Annotated in this window: 10 protein-coding genes; 5 read left to right on the plus strand and 5 right to left on the minus strand. The window is 45.9% G+C overall.

Features of this window, described 5'->3' with window-relative positions:
• Positions 1-57 precede the first annotated feature (57 nt).
• Complete coding sequence (gene pepQ / locus G367_RS0105585) at positions 58-1,359, minus strand: Xaa-Pro dipeptidase (protein ID WP_020412125.1); 1,302 nt, start codon at positions 1,357-1,359, stop codon at positions 58-60.
• A gap of 83 nt (positions 1,360-1,442) precedes the next feature.
• Here pepQ and purU point away from each other — a divergent pair, with 83 nt between their 5' ends.
• The 5 genes from purU to G367_RS24925 all read left to right on the plus strand — a co-directional run bounded on the left by purU (position 1,443) and on the right by G367_RS24925 (position 8,428).
• Positions 1,443-2,282 (plus strand): formyltetrahydrofolate deformylase, encoded by an 840-nt coding sequence (gene purU / locus G367_RS0105590; protein ID WP_020412126.1) that lies wholly within the window; start codon positions 1,443-1,445, stop codon positions 2,280-2,282.
• Between the two features lie 68 nt (positions 2,283-2,350).
• Complete coding sequence (locus tag G367_RS0105595) at positions 2,351-2,764, plus strand: hypothetical protein (RefSeq protein ID WP_157533366.1); 414 nt, start codon at positions 2,351-2,353, stop codon at positions 2,762-2,764.
• A 109-nt stretch (positions 2,765-2,873) separates the two neighbouring features.
• Positions 2,874-3,605: an AraC family transcriptional regulator gene (locus tag G367_RS0105600; protein ID WP_020412128.1), complete on the plus strand. Its 732-nt coding sequence runs from the start codon at positions 2,874-2,876 to the stop codon at positions 3,603-3,605.
• A gap of 361 nt (positions 3,606-3,966) precedes the next feature.
• The gene (locus G367_RS0105605) at positions 3,967-6,804 is read left to right on the plus strand and encodes a TonB-dependent receptor (protein WP_020412129.1); all 2,838 of its coding nucleotides are present in this window, start codon (positions 3,967-3,969) and stop codon (positions 6,802-6,804) included.
• A gap of 304 nt (positions 6,805-7,108) precedes the next feature.
• Complete coding sequence (locus G367_RS24925; protein WP_083922680.1) at positions 7,109-8,428, plus strand: glycosyl hydrolase family 18 protein; 1,320 nt, start codon at positions 7,109-7,111, stop codon at positions 8,426-8,428.
• Between the two features lie 253 nt (positions 8,429-8,681).
• On the opposite strand, the gene G367_RS0105615 is transcribed toward G367_RS24925, so the two are convergent.
• The 4 genes from G367_RS0105615 to G367_RS23195 form a co-directional block, all read right to left on the minus strand.
• The gene (locus G367_RS0105615; RefSeq protein ID WP_157533367.1) at positions 8,682-9,026 is read right to left on the minus strand and encodes a hypothetical protein; all 345 of its coding nucleotides are present in this window, start codon (positions 9,024-9,026) and stop codon (positions 8,682-8,684) included.
• A 112-nt stretch (positions 9,027-9,138) separates the two neighbouring features.
• Positions 9,139-12,030, minus strand: coding sequence for an aminomethyl-transferring glycine dehydrogenase (gene gcvP, locus G367_RS0105620; protein ID WP_020412132.1), 2,892 nt, complete (start codon positions 12,028-12,030; stop codon positions 9,139-9,141).
• Between the two features lie 743 nt (positions 12,031-12,773).
• Entirely contained in the window at positions 12,774-14,036 is a 1,263-nt protein-coding gene (locus tag G367_RS23190; protein WP_083922681.1) for an MFS transporter, read from the minus strand.
• 238 nt (positions 14,037-14,274) lie between these two features.
• The gene (locus tag G367_RS23195) at positions 14,275-18,546 is read right to left on the minus strand and encodes a non-ribosomal peptide synthetase (RefSeq protein WP_020412136.1); all 4,272 of its coding nucleotides are present in this window, start codon (positions 18,544-18,546) and stop codon (positions 14,275-14,277) included.

Here is an 18,546-nt window from a genome sequence, read left to right on the forward strand (position 1 = left end):
GGTATTGCGAGAGCGCTTACTTGTAAGCACTCTCACAGTATTGCTTTAGTCTATGAACTAAGGGGTGCGAGAAAGGTTCTCGTTACCGGATGCGTGTACAACAATATTGTCTTCAATACGCACGCCGCCGTAGGGGCGGAAGCTGTCGACCTTATCCCAGTTAACCTCGGCAGCGAGGTCTGAGTCTTTCAGCTCTCCCAATAAGCTGTCGATAAAGTAGAGTCCCGGCTCGATGGTAAATACCTGGTTCTCCTCGATAGTTCGGCTGGTACGCAGGAATGGGTATTCGGCCGGTGGGGGTGTCGTGCCTCCATCGGGGCCGGTCTGGTGACCGCCGACATCGTGTACCTGGAGGCCGAGGAAGTGACCCAGACCGTGTGGCAGGAATGGGCGAGTTAAGCCGGATTCCACAGCACTCTCGGCAGAGGTTTTGATAATGCCAAATTGGGCCAACAGCTCCCCCACGCTTAAGTGGCACTGGCGATGCAGTTCCGGGTAGGGCAGGCCAGGTTTGAGGCCGTCCACCAGCTGCAACTGTTTTTCATCCATAGCCGTTACCAGCTCTGCGAACTCGTTATCGGCATAAGCATAAGTGCGGGTGATATCGGAGCAGTAGCCATTGCAGTCGGCACCCGCATCGATCAGGAAGCTTTTCAATTGCGACTCAGGCAGGCGTTCAGTAGACAGGTGGGTGTAGTGCAGGATTGCAGCGTGTTCATTCAGGGCAACAATATTGCCGTAGGGCATACGGTTCTCGCCCTGGCCAGCAGCGCCCAGGTAGGCCTGGTTGATTTCAAATTCACTGGCGCCACTGCGGAAAGCCTGCTCGGCGGCGCGGTGCCCATTGACCGCAATACGGTTCGCCTCACGCAGGCAGGCGACCTCATAAGGCGTTTTATAAGCGCGGGCCCAGTGCAAGCGGTTGATCAGAAGCTCCGGATTTTCCTCCCCCAGTGACCAGCCTTGCAGCTTTTCGCTCTTACCGATAAAAGCAGCATTCTCTGGGCTCAGGAACGCCTGGGCATCGGCCGGCTTGCTCAGTAGCTCGATATCGTAGAAATCGCTCCAGAAGGTCTGGGGTGCCGGCGGTACATAGTGCCAAAAGTCTACTGGACGGTAGAACAAAAGCTTTGGCTTTTGTCCGCGCTGATAGATAACCCAGCTGTGGGGGTTGTCGGTAATGGGAACCAGTGCCTTAAAGTGGGGATTCACCTTAAACGGGTAATAGTTATCGTCCAGGAACTGTACCTTGGGAGCGCCACTGAATACGTTGAGGGTATCAAACCCGCTCTGCTCGAGGATTTCGTCGTAGCGGCGGCACAGGGTGGCCATATGATCGGCGTAAAGGTTTTTATCCATGTTCTCCCCAAAATGGATCGCTGAATCGTAAAGTCGGCATAGTGTATAGTCTGGACTCTGGATATTTGGCCTGAAATTTGACCATGGAAAAGAAGATACTGCTGACTGACTGCCCTGATGATAAGGGGCTGATCGCGAAGATTACCAACATTTGCTACAAGCACCAGCTCAATATCATCAAGAATGACGAGTTTGTAGACCGGGAACAGGGGCGCTTCTTTATGCGTACCGCCCTTGAAGGGATCTTCAATGATGCAACTTTCCTGGAAGATCTGGATATGGCCCTACCTCAAGGTGCTGAGCGGCGCCTGGTTTCGACAGAGCGTAAGAAACGCCTGGTGCTGATGGTTACCCGTGAGCCTCACTGCTTGGGGGATATACTGATGAAATGCTATTCAGGTGCTTTGGATGTGGAAATCACAGCAGTGATCGGTAACCACCCTGATCTGGCGAGCCTGGTACAAAAGTTTGATATTCCCTTCCATTGCGTGCCTGCGGAAGGGATGGATCGTGTGGCACATGAGCTACAGGTTGCTGCGTTGGTAGATGAGTACAACCCGGATTACCTGGTACTGGCCAAATATATGCGTGTACTCACTTCTGATTTTGTAGCCCGCTATAGCGGTCGCATCATCAATATTCACCACTCCTTCCTACCTGCCTTTATTGGAGCAAAGCCCTACCAGCAGGCCTATGAACGTGGTGTGAAGATCATTGGAGCCACAGCGCATTTTGTTACTGATGACCTGGATGAAGGGCCGATTATTGAGCAGGATGTCATTCATGTAGACCATGCTTACTCCGCAGAATCTATGGCAGATGCCGGTAGAGATGTTGAAAAGCTAGTACTTTCCCGGGCCCTGCAATTGGTGTTGCAGGAGCGGGTATTTATCCATGGGAATAAAACCGTAGTGTTTAAATAAGAGATGAAAAAGGGGGCTGAGAGGCCTTTTAGCTGAAATGGTGTATAAATTCAGAGGACAGAATGGGAATGAATAGTACCCGGATTGACAAATTTCCACTCAGACAGAGAACAATAACAGGTCTATTATTTTTTTTGTTGCTTTCAGCTTGTTCTAACCATGGGCCTATTCCCGGGATGGTGGAGTCTTTTCAAACTGAGATCGCCCCCAATGGCGCCAAGCGTTTTACATTCAGCATAAATCGAGAGCGACGTGATATACCTGCGCCTGTTGTGGCGAATACCAGCCCTCAGCGGCGAACGCAAAATGAGTCAGTGAGAAAAGTGGGTTCGACTCGTCGAGTTGAAAGTTACTTTGATTGGGCCCTTGAACAAAAGATGTTGGAAACAGGTTTTTGTACGCAAGGGTATTTTGAGATTGAACGTACTATTTCAGAGTATGGTGGTGAAGTGCGTGGGGAGTGTAGAGAAGGAGCGTTTTAGTGCTTTTTCTGACTTTCGTTCTCCAGATTAGGTTTATTGTTTAAAGAGGGCTTTTTAGTCAGTAGTAAAGCATGGGTTTCGGTTAGTACTAAAAATGTAGATAAGAATAATGAAGTACGAATCAATTTTAGAGCAAGTCTCTACTCAGCAGATCATTGCAGTATTTGATCTTATATCAGATATTATTTTTTGGGTAAAAGATGAATCCGGCTATGTGGTTCATTGTAACCGGGAGTTTATTGAGCATGTCGGATGCAGATCCTTGCATCAGGTAGTAGGCCGCTCAGATATGGACTTCTCCCCTTCTTATCTCGCTAAAAACTATATGCGTGATGATAAAAGGGTGATGGCAGGAGAGACGATTACAGATCGGCTGGAATTGAATATTGGTAAAACAGGCGAGTTAGTTTGGTTTACGACATCAAAACGCCCCTTAAAGAGTGCCAGTGGAGAAATCATAGGTACCTATGGCGTAGCTCGAGATCTTAAAGAGACAGTTAAGACTCTCTCTAGAATGGACAAACTTAAAAGGCCAGTTGAATACATAAAAAATAACTATAGCCAGCCAATTGCAGTGGAAGATTTGGCAGAGGCCGCGAGTTTATCGGTGAGTGCATTAGAGCGGCGTTTCAAAAAATATCTGGATAAAACACCTATGCAATTTGTTCGGGAAGTCAGATTAGAGAACTCTCGCCGTATGTTAGTGGAAACGCAAAGCCCAATATCTGAAATTGCTTATCGAGTGGGATTTACGTCGCATAGTTACTTCAGTAGACACTTCAAAGGCATGTTTGGACAGCTTCCAGCAAATTATCGTGATGAAGTTCAGTCCAATATATAAAGATCAATTAAGCTGAGTACCCTCAGCGACTCTGGAGAGAATACTGCGTTATCCTCTCCTGATGAGTTGATAGCCGCCCATTTCATTCATTTCCGGAAATTCTATACCTAAGTTTGACATAGGTTTTTACCTCTAAAAACAGGTAGTTAGCTGGTTGATATTTGGCTTTCTATGACTGCTTATTTTTCTCTTAAAATCCAAAACGCCGATTTCGTTTCATTAGTGTCCCAGTATTGATTACCTCTTCATCAGGGTTTTTTTTTAGGGTTTTAGAGCTCAACAAATGAACTGTCTTTTTGGGGTTTAGGGTCCCCTGACAGTTTTATGCCAGCCCTCCAGTGGGGCTGGCGATTTTGAACCAGTGAGAGAAAAAAAAGAAAGTTGGGATGCTATGAAAATATTGAAAAAGAATAGCCGAAAAATGGTTAATACTTGGAGCAGGGGCTTCACGCGGAAGTCTATGGTTGCTGCTATCTCGCTGGTCGTTAGTAGCATGGCGATCGCGGAAGATACTTCCGATTCTGATGAGAGATTAGAAGAAGTTGAAGTAATTGGAATCCTTGAGAGTGCTATCAGGAACCTTGAAATAAAAAGAGATTCCCTTGCTGTAGTAGATGCCATTACTGCAGAGGATATTGGTAAGTTCCCAGATAAGAATGTTGCAGATTCTCTTCAGCGTGTGCCAGGTATAACTATTGACCGCAGTGGTGGTGAAGGTAGTACGGTTAGTATTCGGGGAACCAGTCCTGAGTGGACGCTTACTCAGTTGAATGGAAACTATATTGCCACTTCCGGTAGCGAAGCTCCTTCCCGAAATTTTAACTATTTATTACTTCCTGCCAGCATGATTAGTCGGGCAGAGGTTTATAAAAGCCCCGAGGCTAGAATTGATGAAGGTGGAGTGGGTGGTACCGTTATCCTCCATAGCCACAAACCTCTTGATTTAGATGCTGGGCAAGGGGTAATCGGCACAGAGGCAACTTACTCAGATACCACTGAAGAGTGGGAACCACAATATAACGCTTTCTACTCCTGGAAAAATGAAAGCGAGACATTTGGTATTTTAGTGGGGTATACCAGCCAGGATCGCACTGTAACTGGAATTAATAACTATGCTGATTACTGGCGTTTGCACTCAGATACTAATGAAGATGCAGAAATGCCGCCCCTTGTTGACCAGACCACCGGTGAAGTTTACAACGATGTATGGGCGCCCCGAGCGCTACATATTACCAACTCGACTCAAGACCGAACCCGTGATGGATACCAACTTGCTATTCAGTGGCGACCGACTGAGCGTTTGGAGCTTGGTTTTAATTATTTTGGTTCCAAGTTTGGTTATGACAGCAATACCCAAAGACTAACATTTGCGGAGTGGAATCAGTTTGATGATGCTTACTATGGTATAGAGGTGGATGGGGATACGGTTGTCTCCTATGGGTTTAATGATAATGGTAATCTTAATGAAAATAACTGGGGGGATGGGGATGTAAATGGTGGTGTAGATGTATACCGTGGTTTGTTGTCTCCCCAGCTGACTGGTTATAAAACCAGGGGTGCATCAGAATCCAATACTTATGATTTTGAAGTCATCTATGAGGGTGACTTTTATACTGCAACTATAAATTTAGGGCATACAGAGGCAGAGGGAGGAACTTCTGAATCCACATACGCCAATATGGATGCTCGCTACGGCTCAGTAGATAGCTGGCTTTGGTCAATTGCAGACGGTAAGCCCAGTTATGAAGTTTCCACAGATCTCACTATAGATACTGAAGCTTATCCCTATTATGACTGGTTTGGTTCAGATGCTATAGAAAATAGCGACGAAGAGAGTTACTACCAGTTAGATTTAGCATTTGATACTAACTGGGGAATTGTTAATAAGTTTTATGTGGGCACAAAGTATAGGGATCATGAGGCTAGATCCTATAGAAATATTTTTGTATGGGATGACGGTATTGCAGATAATGGTGGTTATCGAGGCTGGCTATCCGGTTCTCAGTGGTTCCACAATCCTGATTTCCACCCAGATACTTCTACTCTACTTAGTAATAAAGTTGTAGATAATAGTGCAGGTAATACTGGTGCTATTGATTTCCTGGCATTTGATATTGATGCCTTGATGGACTATGTAAGTGGAAACTTCGATCTCGCTGTTGTACCTGTGCTATCTGGCACATATACGATCGATGAAGAAATATTCTCAACCTATGCGCAAGCAGATTTTGCATGGCGAGACTTCCGCGGTAATTTTGGGGTTCGCTATGTCAGCACAAAATTATCTACGGAAACGTATGACGATATTTCCGGAATGGAATCAGATGAAGTTATTGGTAATTCACGTAGTAATACCACAGATGAGTTTCTGCCAAGTTTGAATATTGCTTGGGATCTAACTGATAATCTGGTAGCACGATTTACAGCCTCTAGAGCCATGTCAAGGGTGAGTTACGCTTTTCTGGGGCAGGCAGAAACTTATGGTCCACCAGTTAATATTATTTCTAAGGATGAATGGACTGGTCGAGGAAGTGGAACAGCTGCAAATACCGACTTAGAACCCATGATATCCACGCAGTTTGATTCGGGACTGGAGTGGTATTATGCCGAAGGCTCTGCATTGGGTATAACTTTATTTGATAAAGATATCGTCAATCTTCCAATTGCAGTGAATGAAGTCGTTGAGCGTGAGCACGATTGTTGTAATGGCCCTATTGAAGTGGATATGAGCACTCAGATAGGGGGAGGACATTCAACGTCGAGAGGGGTGGAGTTGTTTGCACAACATGCTTTCGAAAGCGGCTTCGGTCTTATGGCCAACTACACATTCACTGATACCGGCACTTCCACAATTATTCGCAATGGTAAGTCAATGGACTCTGAGATACCTGGTACCGCAAGGCACCAATATAATGTATCTGCATTCTATGAAAACGAAAAGTTTGGTGTTCGTGCCTCTTATAATTGGGTGGATGACAGGGTTGTAAGTATACATAAGGATTACCCTATCTATGACAAAGATTATGGTCAATTAGACCTGAACGCAACCTATACCTTCACTGATAACTTTAATATTACTGCCTCTATTATTAACTTGACAGAGGAAGTTGTGGAGCAGTACTGGAAGCAGGAAAATCGGCTGGCTTACAATGGCTACTCTGGGCGTCGTTTATATGTTGGTGCTAATTATAAGTTTTAATCTCTCTTGATCGTAGTTTTGGGCGTGGAATATAAATTCCACGCTCCTTTTTTATTTATAAGTTTGTAAATTATAAAAGGCTATTATTTTAATAATTTTGTGCGTTTGGAATTTTGGTATTTAAATAAATGAATCATAGGTAAGGCCTGTACTATCAGGTAAGTATGATTCGATTGTGATCGCTATAACCTCCCTATTTAAATAGTTTATTTGTGTCAGGTTATTGGTTATATTTCAGTTTGGTGGCTGATGATTTTTGAGGTCGCCTATCTATAAAAATTGATAATAAAAATAGGTTTTTAAAATGAAGCAACAAAGTCTAAGGGCAATTCAAATTGCTTGCGCCATAGCACTCTTTCATGCCAGTGCACATGCGGATGTTGAAGTGGTTAACTCAGAGGTTTGTCCATCTGATATGATAGCGGTGAGTTACTCCGAGGCTCTTAATTATCCTGATGAGTTTTGCGCTTTGCTCGATAATGGTGATCTGGTGGGTTTATCAAATGGTGCTTCAATTGAAAATGTTGGAGCAAATTGTCAGCTCTCAGGGAGTGACGGTCGCCAACTAACTAAAGCTCTTTGTAAATCACAACCTTCAGCACCACATGTTGTGAGTGGAAGCAGTTGTTCATCCGATGCAGACCCGGTTACCTATCTTGAGGCGCAAATTTATAAAGATGAGCTGTGTTCGGTTCTGGGGGACTGGGAAATTGCAAACCTTGCCGATAATGCCTCCATGGATGGCAGTGGATATGGGTGTGGTTCACGCAAGAATGAAATACGTGAGCTGGGCTCAACACTGTGTAAATCTGATACTCCCCAGGAAAGTGGATCTGCTCCGAAAGTTGCCTACATAGAGGTTAACAGTAATAACCTGGGCAATGCGGGCTGCTTTACAGAGAGCGATGGTAGTCAGTTGTTCGATATAGCTGTTATCTTCGCGGCAAATATTAATTACGATGGACAGAAAGCTGTTTTGCATTTCAATGATCAAGTGTCAGACCTGCTCAATAACAATTTGAGTACAGTGCAAGATTTACAAAACAAGGGTACGAAGGTGGTACTCAGCGTTCTCGGAAATCACCAAAATGCAGGTTGGTCCTGTTTTGCCGATGAGCAGTCCGCTGATGACTTCGCGCAGCAGCTCAAAGATGCCGTGGATCAATATGGGTTGGATGGTATTGATATTGATGATGAGTACTCGCAGTGCAGCCAAACCTATTCTGACTCCTTGGTAAAAGTGACTAGTGCATTACGAGAGAAGATGCCTAACAAAATTATTTCTAAAGCACTTTGGAGTGATACCGATGCTTTTCAGGCTGAATGGAATGGGAAGAAACTGGGCGACCAATTAACTTATGGTTGGGAGATGAGCTATTGGTTGGGCTCAAGCTGTACTTCACGAATTCAGAATTACTTAAATTTGGGGGTCGATAGATCCAAGTTGGGTGTTGGCGCTTCTACTGTGTTGAATACTGCTTCTGCAGCGAGCGCTTTAGCATCGTGTAATGAGAATAATAATCTTGGTGGCGGCACTATGATTTTTAATGTGACTAAAGATTCTAGCAGCTATCTTTCTACAGTATGGCCAGGTACTTCAGAGATCCCTAATTGCCTTAAGTGATTATATAAACCCTGGCTGAGAGCCCCGTGGGAATTGGCATTAGTCGATGAAGCGGGGTAGGTCTTAAAAAAAATGGAGATTGAAAAGTAGTTCAAGGGAGTGAAAAAGGTGTACTCAATTATTGACTCTGGTATTTATTCTAAAATTACTATGTTGGGTCAATTTTCATTTCTTTGAGTCAAGCGGGGGTAGCCTGATATCTTTTTACGTTGGTAACAGCAGTGCTTCCCCTACTCAGTACTTAGAAACAACTTTACGAAGCCATTACTACCTTGCCTCCCTCACAGATGGCCCCATTGTTTGGCCGATCATACCAAAACTTAATTGGTATTCGAGCAGCATGAGCAGCTAGAACTACACTTTGAATTTGTTTAATGGACTCGTGAGTTACGCCTTGGGAGTTCCCTACTTCAATATAAATACGTTTGCCACTTCCATCTGTACATGCGGAATTAAAAGCTTGCGGAAAATTAATTTCCAGCCTCCCATCGGGTAGAACACCAACAGTTTCTGGAATCTGGTAGCTGGGCATAGCTACGCTTGCTAATGATGGACTTGATATAGCCAGGAAGGATAGACCGATCACAGTTTTCTTCACTTCGACTCCTTTTCGTGTAGCTTTATAGATTAGTAATTTTTGATTGTGCTTAATGATATAGAAAAGCGGGCATATAGCCCGCTTTTAAATCCACCTGTGAGAGTGTTGGATTTTACTCGGCGTAGCTCTCGATCGGAGGGCAGGAGCAGATCAGGTTGCGGTCGCCGTATACGTTGTCGATACGGTTAGCAGCCGGCCACACCTTGTGTTCTTTTAACCACGCTGCCGGCCGCGCAGCGATATCGCGGGAGTAGCTGTGGGTCCACTCTTCGCTCATCACGTCCTCAAGGGTGTGAGGGGCGTTGTGCAGCGGGTTGTCCTCAGAAGAATATTTACCGCTGGTTACATCTTCCACTTCCTGGCGAATTGTTGCCATCGCTTCGATAAAGCGATCCAGCTCACCCTTGGATTCGCTTTCGGTAGGCTCGATCATCAGGGTGCCGGCTACCGGGAAGGACATGGTGGGGGAGTGGAAGCCAAAGTCCATCAGGCGCTTGGCGATATCCTCTTCAGTGATACCGCTGGCCTCCTTGAGGGGGCGCAGGTCAACCAAGCACTCGTGGGCAACAAAGCCATTGGTGCCGGTGTAGAGCAGTGAGTAGTGCTCACCCAGCTTCTTGGCTACGTAGTTGGCGTTCAGGATTGCCATCTCGGTAGCCTGCTTCATACCCTGCTTACCCATCATGCGGATATACATCCAGCTGATCGGCAGGATACTGGCGGAGCCCCAGGGAGCAGCGGAGATGGTGCCGTTATCCAGGTTGGTTTCCGGTACTTCAGTCACCGGGTGGGCTGCCAGGTAGGGCTTCAGATGTTCGCCAACAGCGATCGGACCCATACCGGGGCCGCCACCACCGTGAGGGATACAGAAAGTTTTGTGCAAGTTCAGATGGGATACGTCACCACCGAACTGGCCCGGAGCCGCTACGCCGATCAAGGCGTTCATGTTGGCGCCGTCGATATAAACCTGGCCGCCAGCCTGGTGTACCAGGTCGCAAACTTCACGGATACCTTCCTCAAATACCCCGTGGGTAGATGGGTAGGTGACCATTAGTGCGGCAACGCGGTCGCCATGCTCTTCGATTTTGGCTTTCAGGTCTTCGATATCCACATTGCCTTTATCATCACAGGTAACCACAACCACTTTCATGCTCACCATCATGGCGGAAGCCGGGTTGGTGCCGTGGGCAGAGGCGGGAATCAGGCAGATGTCGCGCTGGGTTTCGCCCTTCGCTTCGAAGTACTTCTTGATAGCAACCAGGCCAGCGTATTCGCCCTGGGAACCGGCGTTGGGCTGCAGGCTCACCGCATCGTAACCGGTACAGGCGGACAGCATCTGCTGGAGCTGGCGGAACATTTCCGCGTAGCCTTCCGCTTGATCTACGGGTGCGAAGGGGTGCAGCTTGCCGAACTCGGGCCAGGTGACCGGGATCATCTCGGCTGTGGCATTCAATTTCATGGTGCAGGAGCCCAGGGGAATCATGGAGTGATTCAGGGCGATATCCTTGGCTTCCAGAGACTTGAGGTAGCGCAGCATCTCGGTCTCGGAGTGGTAGGTGTTGAACACTGGGTGAGTTAGGAATTCGGTATCGCGCGCCAGGGCGGCGGGTACACCCAGAGAGCCCTTGCTGGCAATTTCGCTGTCCAGAGTATGCAGATCGATGCTGTGTTCGGTGCCGATAAAGGCATTGATCAGGTCGGACACATCCTGCAGGGTGGCGGTCTCACTCAGGCTCACACCCAGGGCGTCTTCACCAATTTTACGCAGGTTGATCTCAGCGGCCAGGGCACGCTGGTAAATCTCTTCCTGCTTGGCGCCAACGGTGACATTCAGGGTATCGAACCAACTGTCGTGGGCCAGATTGAAGCCTTCCTGCTGTAGGGCGGAAGCGAGAATATCTGCCAGGCGCTGGATGCGGGCAGCGATGGTTTTCAGGCCTTCAGGGCCGTGGTAAATCGCATAGAAAGCGCTCATTACCGCCAACAGCACCTGGGAAGTACAGATGTTGGAGTTGGCTTTCTCGCGGCGAATATGCTGTTCGCGGGTTTGCATGGCCATGCGCAGGGCACGCTTGCCTTTGCTGTCGACGGAAACGCCGATAATACGACCCGGTGCGGAGCGCTTGTAAGCTTCGCGGAAGGCGAAGAAACCAGCGTGGGGACCACCGTAGCCCATGGGGATGCCGAAGCGTTGGTTACAGCCAACAACTACGTCTGCACCCATATCACCCGGCGCTCTCAGGGCTACCAGGCTCATCAGATCTGCGGCCACGGTTACCAGGGCGTTGGCTTCGTGCACCTTGGTGATGATATCGGTCAGGTCGCGCACGCGACCGGTGCTGCCGGGGTATTGCAGCAGGGCGCCGAACAGCTCGGCGGGGATATCTTTCTCCACATCGCCTACAACGACCTCGAAGCCGAAGTGCTCGGCGCGGGTTTTAACGACGGCGATGGTCTGCGGGTGGCAGTCCTGGTCCACAAAGTAGACGTTGGATTTGTTGCGTTTGACCTGGCGCTTACACATGGCCATGGCTTCAGCTGCTGCGGTACCTTCATCCAGCATGGAGGCGTTGGCCAGTTCCATACCGGTGAGGTCCATAATCATCTGCTGGAAGTTCAGCAGGCCTTCCAGGCGGCCCTGGGCAATTTCCGGCTGGTAAGGGGTATAGGCGGTGTACCAACCCGGGTTCTCCAGCACATTGCGCAGGATCACATTGGGGGTAATGGTATCGTGGTAACCCATACCTATAAAGGTACGGTAGATCTTGTTGCGCGCCGCAATATCTTTTAGCTCTGCGAGGGCCTCCACTTCATTGATCGCATCGGCCAGATCCAGCTCATCGGTCTTGCGAATGGCTTCGGGCACGGTTTTCTCGATCAGCTCTTCGAGGCTGGCAACTCCGAGGGTTTCCAGCATGGCCTCTACCTGTTTGGCATCGGGGCCAATATGGCGATGGATAAAGGCGTCGTGTTGTTCCAACTGCTGCAGCGATGGTTGGGTCATAAACTTCGTTCCTGTAGTCGCAGGGAGTCGTCGCGGTGCGCTCGCGGTTAAAAATAGCACCTGGCCTCGGTACCGCTTTTCCTGTGGAAAGCCTCGGGCCTCCGCATTGCGGATAGGCGAGGGTAACGCTTGGGAGAATCGGTTTGCTGGCAGCCCCAGTGTTGCAATACGGAACCAGAGGGGAAGCCGGGCCATAGCGGCAGGCGCGCATCTTAGCAATCGGCGCGAGTAGGGGCAATCTGCGGGTTTTGGGCGGGGAAACTGCTAAATTTTGGCACAAAAAGTGGGTTAAATCCTGTGAAATGGGGGCTGGGGAGATTTTGTTCTACATATGGCTGAGCAGATTTGAAGTCTGCCTATTTCACTATTAGGCCGCTCAATGCTAATGGAATGCTGAATGCCGTGCTTCTTCCCTACGTTTTTTCTTTTTTTCTCAATAAGCACACCATCTCAGCTCCTTCTACAGATTAGCCAACACCTTATTGAGAGCGACGTATCAGCCACCAAGAATTGCGATATGGGTGTAGTCAAAGCGACCATGGATGCCGCTTATGGAATGAGGCTTATATTAGATGTCGTTTAGCCCGGGTGCTGAATCTTTAAATCCACGAATGACCGGTTATCTGGGGTGAGATAGAGGAATGTTCAAAATAGAAAGAAGTTTTGACGATATAACCACCCTAAGGAATTCAATCGCTTTCCTGCAAGTAGGTAATCCCCCCGAAGGGGGATGAGACTGGACGCTAACCTTGCTCTATCATTCGCCTGTCTTTGGCTATTACTTTGGGGTTAAATTCCGGGCTCAAAAATATACAACTGCCACACAGCCCCATGGCTGCTAGCAATAACCAAGTATTGTTCAATCCCATTACGGCTGCGCCAAAACCACAAACCAGTGAACCAATAACACCGCCAAAGCGAGTTGTTAATGAAAAGATGGAATCAACAGTTGACCTGACTTCGTCCTCCACTGCTTCATGTTGTAACTGGGCAGAGGCAGAAAGCCCCAGACCGATACTAAAATTAAACAATAAGAATAAACTTACAAACAGTAACAAATCTCCAGACAGCGCCAGTAACATCACTAAAGATAATTTTATCAGGCTGGCTATCAAAAGTACTTTCCCCAATTGATGGTTCAAAAATTGAGTCATCCAGGTAGTAATTCTCGCTGACAGACTGCCTAATAGCATGATCATTGCCATTAATAATCCGTACAGCCAGCCCACGGACATATCGCCTGATAAGGCCTCTAAGCGTACCGGCCAATATTTTTCGATAGCACTGGCTATTGGAGTCAGTAATATAACAGTCAACAACAAGCGCCATAGTGATGGCGAGTAACAGGCTTTAATACCTAAACTGAGCTGGCTGGGTATTTGACTGATATTTGAAAGTCGAAAACGATCAAATACACGATTCTCTCTGATCTTTGTCTTGGTGAAGGCGAACAAGAGTAAACTACTTAGCAACGCCAAAAATATAAGTCCCCGATATAGATCCAGATCATGATGTCCGAAATATTCCCCACTTCCTACGACCAAGGCGCAGCATAGTGCACCTAGGGCTCCGATGAGTCCGGCACGAGTCGCGATACGCGCAAAACCCTCCTGTAGGCTCATTGTACCTTCAGCTTGGTTAAAGCATTCTACAAACCAGGCATTTAAAGATCCTGAAAATAATGCCTGGCTAGCTCCCCATAAAAACATCGCCACCAAGGCTCCATAGAAACTTTGCCAAACCAATAGCACCACGTAACAAGTCATAGCCATTGTCAAAGAGACTAAGTATACCTTTTTCCGACCGATCTGATCCGCCAAGCTACCAGTAGGTAATTCAAAAAGCATCACTGACAACCCCATGACTGCCAGTATCATCCCCAGCTGCGGCATAGACATACCCATAGCTAAAAACAAAGGCGTTAATATAGGCAATATTAAATAGGTGGAGAAAAAACCCCATCCCATTTGAAATCCGTATAAACGGATTAATTCTATTCGCTTCATAAACCCATCCTAAGGAGCCCCTGAAAAACTCTGTAATACCCCTGAAAGCCCCGGCGGATATCAGTTGTAGGGCAATCATACTTAATGAAACATATTCAAGTATTAGAGAGATGTTGGAAATAATTTAGAGATTGACTGAATTTAAACATAATTTTAAGGCTATACCAGAATCATAATTTCCTGTTTAGGGGAATTCGTACTCTGTAAAAGACGAATCCCTCCCCTGGAAAAATCAGGTTTACATTTCTGTAGTTTGAGCTTCTGGTGCTAGATACGTTTGTTGTCCAGCAGATAATTTACGGTTAATTGCCATGGCTATAGTATTCAGCGTCTCATCTTCGATCATGACCCGCTCGTGTTTGGCTTTAATAGAAATATAATCGCAATTTAATAACAGATCTTCGAACCCATTTTTTGGTGTTGAGAAGCCCTTTTTAAATACGCCTTGAATGTCAATATAGTCATTGATCAAAGCAAGGGTTTGTGTCGGGGTTGCTTCATCAGAGACACTGCTACCTTCAAAGAAAATCGCAGGTCCGCCATAGGGTTGGAGTGATTTAACATATTCGGCATAAAATAGAAATGTATCAACCATTTCCGCTTCAAAACGGCCACATTCGAGTAATCTGGAATCTTGTTTTATAGTATCAATCATAGTTTGTTCTATGGTGATTACTACAGGATCAATTAAAAACAACATTTCAACTTGCTCCCCTAAAGCTTCCAGCTTTTGAGCAATACCGAGAGAAACCATGGCTCCTTCGCAGTAGCCCCCCAGAAAATATGGTCCACCCGGCTGCTTTTTACGTATCACGGCTAAATAGTAATCAATCAAATGGTTCAATCTAATTTGTCGACCGCTGTACACCTGTATGTTTTCCAATAATTGGACCGGACGATCGATATCAAGCTTTTCCACCAGTGGGATAAAAGTTTCTGGCCCTGCTGCCGCAGGAATCAAAAATAAACCAGTTTTATTACTATCACCATTGAAAGTCATAAATTTTCTAAACTCATTATAATCTTTCAAAAAGTCAACAATTTCATTTTCTGTGCAGGATGAAAAGTTAGGTATAGATTGTGATTTTATCTTTTCTGCCAAGCCCCTAATGGTTGGTTGTTCATTAAGTAATTTAGGCGAAACTCGGATATTACTGCGACTACAGTGATGATAAACTTTAAGTAGCAATATTGAGTCTCCGCCTAAATCAAAGAAATTGTCAAGTACACCTATGGTCTCTACACCTAATAGCTTCTCCCAAATTAAGCACAACTCGCGCTCTAATTCATTTTCTGGTTCAACATATTCTGCTACGGTGGTAAAATTGGGAAGTGGCAGTGCGTTTCGATTTAGTTTTCCGCTAATTGTCAACGGCAAAACGTCAAGCAAAGTAAAGGTTGTTGGTATCATATAGGCAGGTAAGTGAACCGAAACAAAAGCTTTTAACTCATCAATAGTTGATTCTTGTTTTTCACTTAGAACCACATAAGCAGCAAGGTACTTATTCTCTTCTTGGCACCTGTCTATTACTGCCACCTGCTGCACCCTGGGATGTTGTGCAAGAACAGCTTCAATTTCACCTAATTCAATGCGATAACCCCGGATCTTCACTTGAGAATCATTTCGCCCTAAATACTCCAGCTCGCCATTAGGTAACCAACGGACTAAATCACCAGTTTTATAAAGTCGAGTATTAACCTCGTCCTCTGGTGAAATAAATGGATTTTTAATAAATTTTTCAGCTGTGAGCTCCGCCCTATTGAGGTACTCCCTGGCCAATCCTGCTCCCCCTATATGTAATTCACCCGGGGCACCGATAGGTAAAGGTTTTAATCTACTATTGAGAACATATGCCTTCATATGTTTTAAGGGCCGCCCAATGTTGGAACGGCTGGTATCTTCATCGACTGTCAGCTCTTTGTAAGTTGCAGTCACGGTTGTCTCTGTGAGGCCATACATATTTACCAGCCTAATTGACTTACTACCATTGGTATTCCACCACTCTTTAAGTTGTTCAATATTTAATTTCTCCCCACCCAAAATCACCAAGCGAAGTAATACAAGAGGTTCACCAGTGAACCTCAATGTATCAACCAGGGCATAAAATGCAGCCGGCGTTTGGTTTAACACCGTCACTTGCTCTTGCTGACACAGGCGGACGAATCCGGGAAGGTCCGTCTTGATTTCGGTTGTCGGTACTACCAGCTTTCCGCCTGTGGTCAGGGCTCCCCAAAGTTCCCAAACACTGAAGTCAAAGGTATAGGAGTGATATAAGACCCAGGTATCGTTATCATCGAAGCTCAAATCTGCCCGGGTGCTTTCTAACAGCCGCATCACATTTTCATGAGTTTGTAGCACTCCCTTAGGTTTGCCTGTCGTACCTGAGGTATAAATTACGTAAGCCAAATCTTGAGGCTCAATATCGCTGACAGGTATGAGGCTGACGTCATCAGCTAAGGGTACAGAAGCATCTGCAAATACTAATACGGGTGTTAGCTCAAGTTCGCCAGAGAGTGCCGTAAAGGTACCAGTGTATTTATTGTCGGTGATGACTATGGGTACTTCAGTATCCTGGAGGATATACAAGGTTCTGCTTGATGGGTAATTGGGAGAGATGGGTACGTATGCGCAACCCGTTTTAAGAATTGCAATAATACTAATCACCATTTCCATGCTATGATCGAGGAAAATACCGATCAGCGTGCCGGATTTAAGGTGCTCTCCATATGCTGATTGATAATCAGCCTGGAGCTTTAAAGCGAGTTGGTTAGCTCTATTATTTAATTGGTCATAACTTAACGTTTGCTGCTTAAAAGTTAACGCGGGTTTATCGGCAAATGACCTAGCCTGGATTTCAAACAATTGGTGAAGACATAAATTTTGTGGGGAGCATGGTGTGGTTTTGACCCAGTCAACCAACAAGGTTTTCCTCTCCTGTTCACAAATCAAGTCCATATCGGCAATAGGTTGCTGTACATCAGCAACTATCTCCGCCAGTATCCTTTGATATAAAGTGGAGAATCTAGTAATTGTCTGCAGGTCAAATAAACTAGTAGAAAAATTAATAAAACCGTCAAGTTCAACCTGCCCGTCATTAATATGTAAACTTAAATCAAATTTAGCAGGGGAATACTCTTGATTATACTGCATGCCCTCTTGTGATTCGTCATCTGAAAGTCCTTGGTTAAGCTCACTTAAGGACTGCTGAGTAAATGGAAGGTTTTTATCTTCTTCGCGGATCTTCGACGAGGTATTCTCTAGGCTGAATACGACCTGAAACAGAGGATGACGGGAAGGGTCCCGTTCCACATTAAGCAGTTTAACTAAGCGTTCAAAAGGTAGCTCCTGGTGAACTTTGGCCCCTAGAACAAGCTGATGAACTTTATATATCCATTGTGCAATTGTGAAGCTCTCATCTATTTCTCCCCTTAACGCTAATAGGTTAACAAAAAAACCTATCACGCCCTGAGTTTGTGCATGGTGACGATTTTCTGACGGTGTGCCGATAACTAAGTCTTTCTGGCCGCTTAAAGTCGAAAGTAACAGATAAAAACCGCTAAGCATTAGGCTATACAGTGTTGTCTTCTGTTCTCGGGCTAACAGTCTTAATTGGTGTGAAAGCTTTGTATCCAAAGAAAATTTCAAAATCTGCCCACGGTAATCGAGTTGGGGCGGACGTGGTCTATCTGTGAATAAATGAAGTGAGCTGTAACCATTCAGTTGCTCAAGCCAATAATTCTCTAGATTTCGTAATTCTTCTCCTTGTAAAAATGCTCTTTGCCATACGGCATAATCGCTGTACCGAATGTCTATCTGTGCGAGCTGTGGCTCCTGCCCAAGACAGTAAGAAGAATAGGCATGAGATAATTCGGTAAAAAAAATCTGTGCTGACCAGCCGTCAAATGCAATATGGTGCCAGACAAAAAGTACAAAAGCTCCTTGGGGAGAATCAAGTCGAATAACCCTAAACGGTCTTCCTTTGGCCAGGTCAAAGTCCTGCTCTATGGCTTCTTGCAGCCCATTTAACAGAGCAGCATTGTCCTTTTTTGATATACAGCGAATAGTTAAGGGGGTATCAAGGACCTGCTGGTAAGCATCACCATTTTCATGAAGGCGATAAATGGTGTTGAGTATGGGATGGCGCCTAACCATATACTGAATGGCGTCTACTAATGCCGGGTAGTTAATATCATCGGATAGTCGAATCAGGTGCGGGATATGATAGGCATTACTTCCTTGCTGCCACTGATGAATAAATAATAACCTTTCCTGGGCAAAACTAAGTTCAGACTTCTCTTCGGGTGTGGAAAATATTATCCTATTGATAAAGTCGCCTTTACTGTAAATATGATTAAATTTCAATAGGCGAGTTAATGACGATTTTTGCTCTTTGATTAACTCTAATAGATCGCTGTTCGATAAATCTTTTTTGCTGTTGAGGCGCAGTTGTTCTCCATCCAGCCAAATTGCGACTTGATTGGTTTTTATTTTGCTGATTAATTGATTCAT

Origin of the sequence: Microbulbifer variabilis ATCC 700307, assembly GCF_000380565.1 — a bacterium.
GTDB classification, from domain to species: Bacteria; Pseudomonadota; Gammaproteobacteria; order Pseudomonadales; family Cellvibrionaceae; genus Microbulbifer; species Microbulbifer variabilis.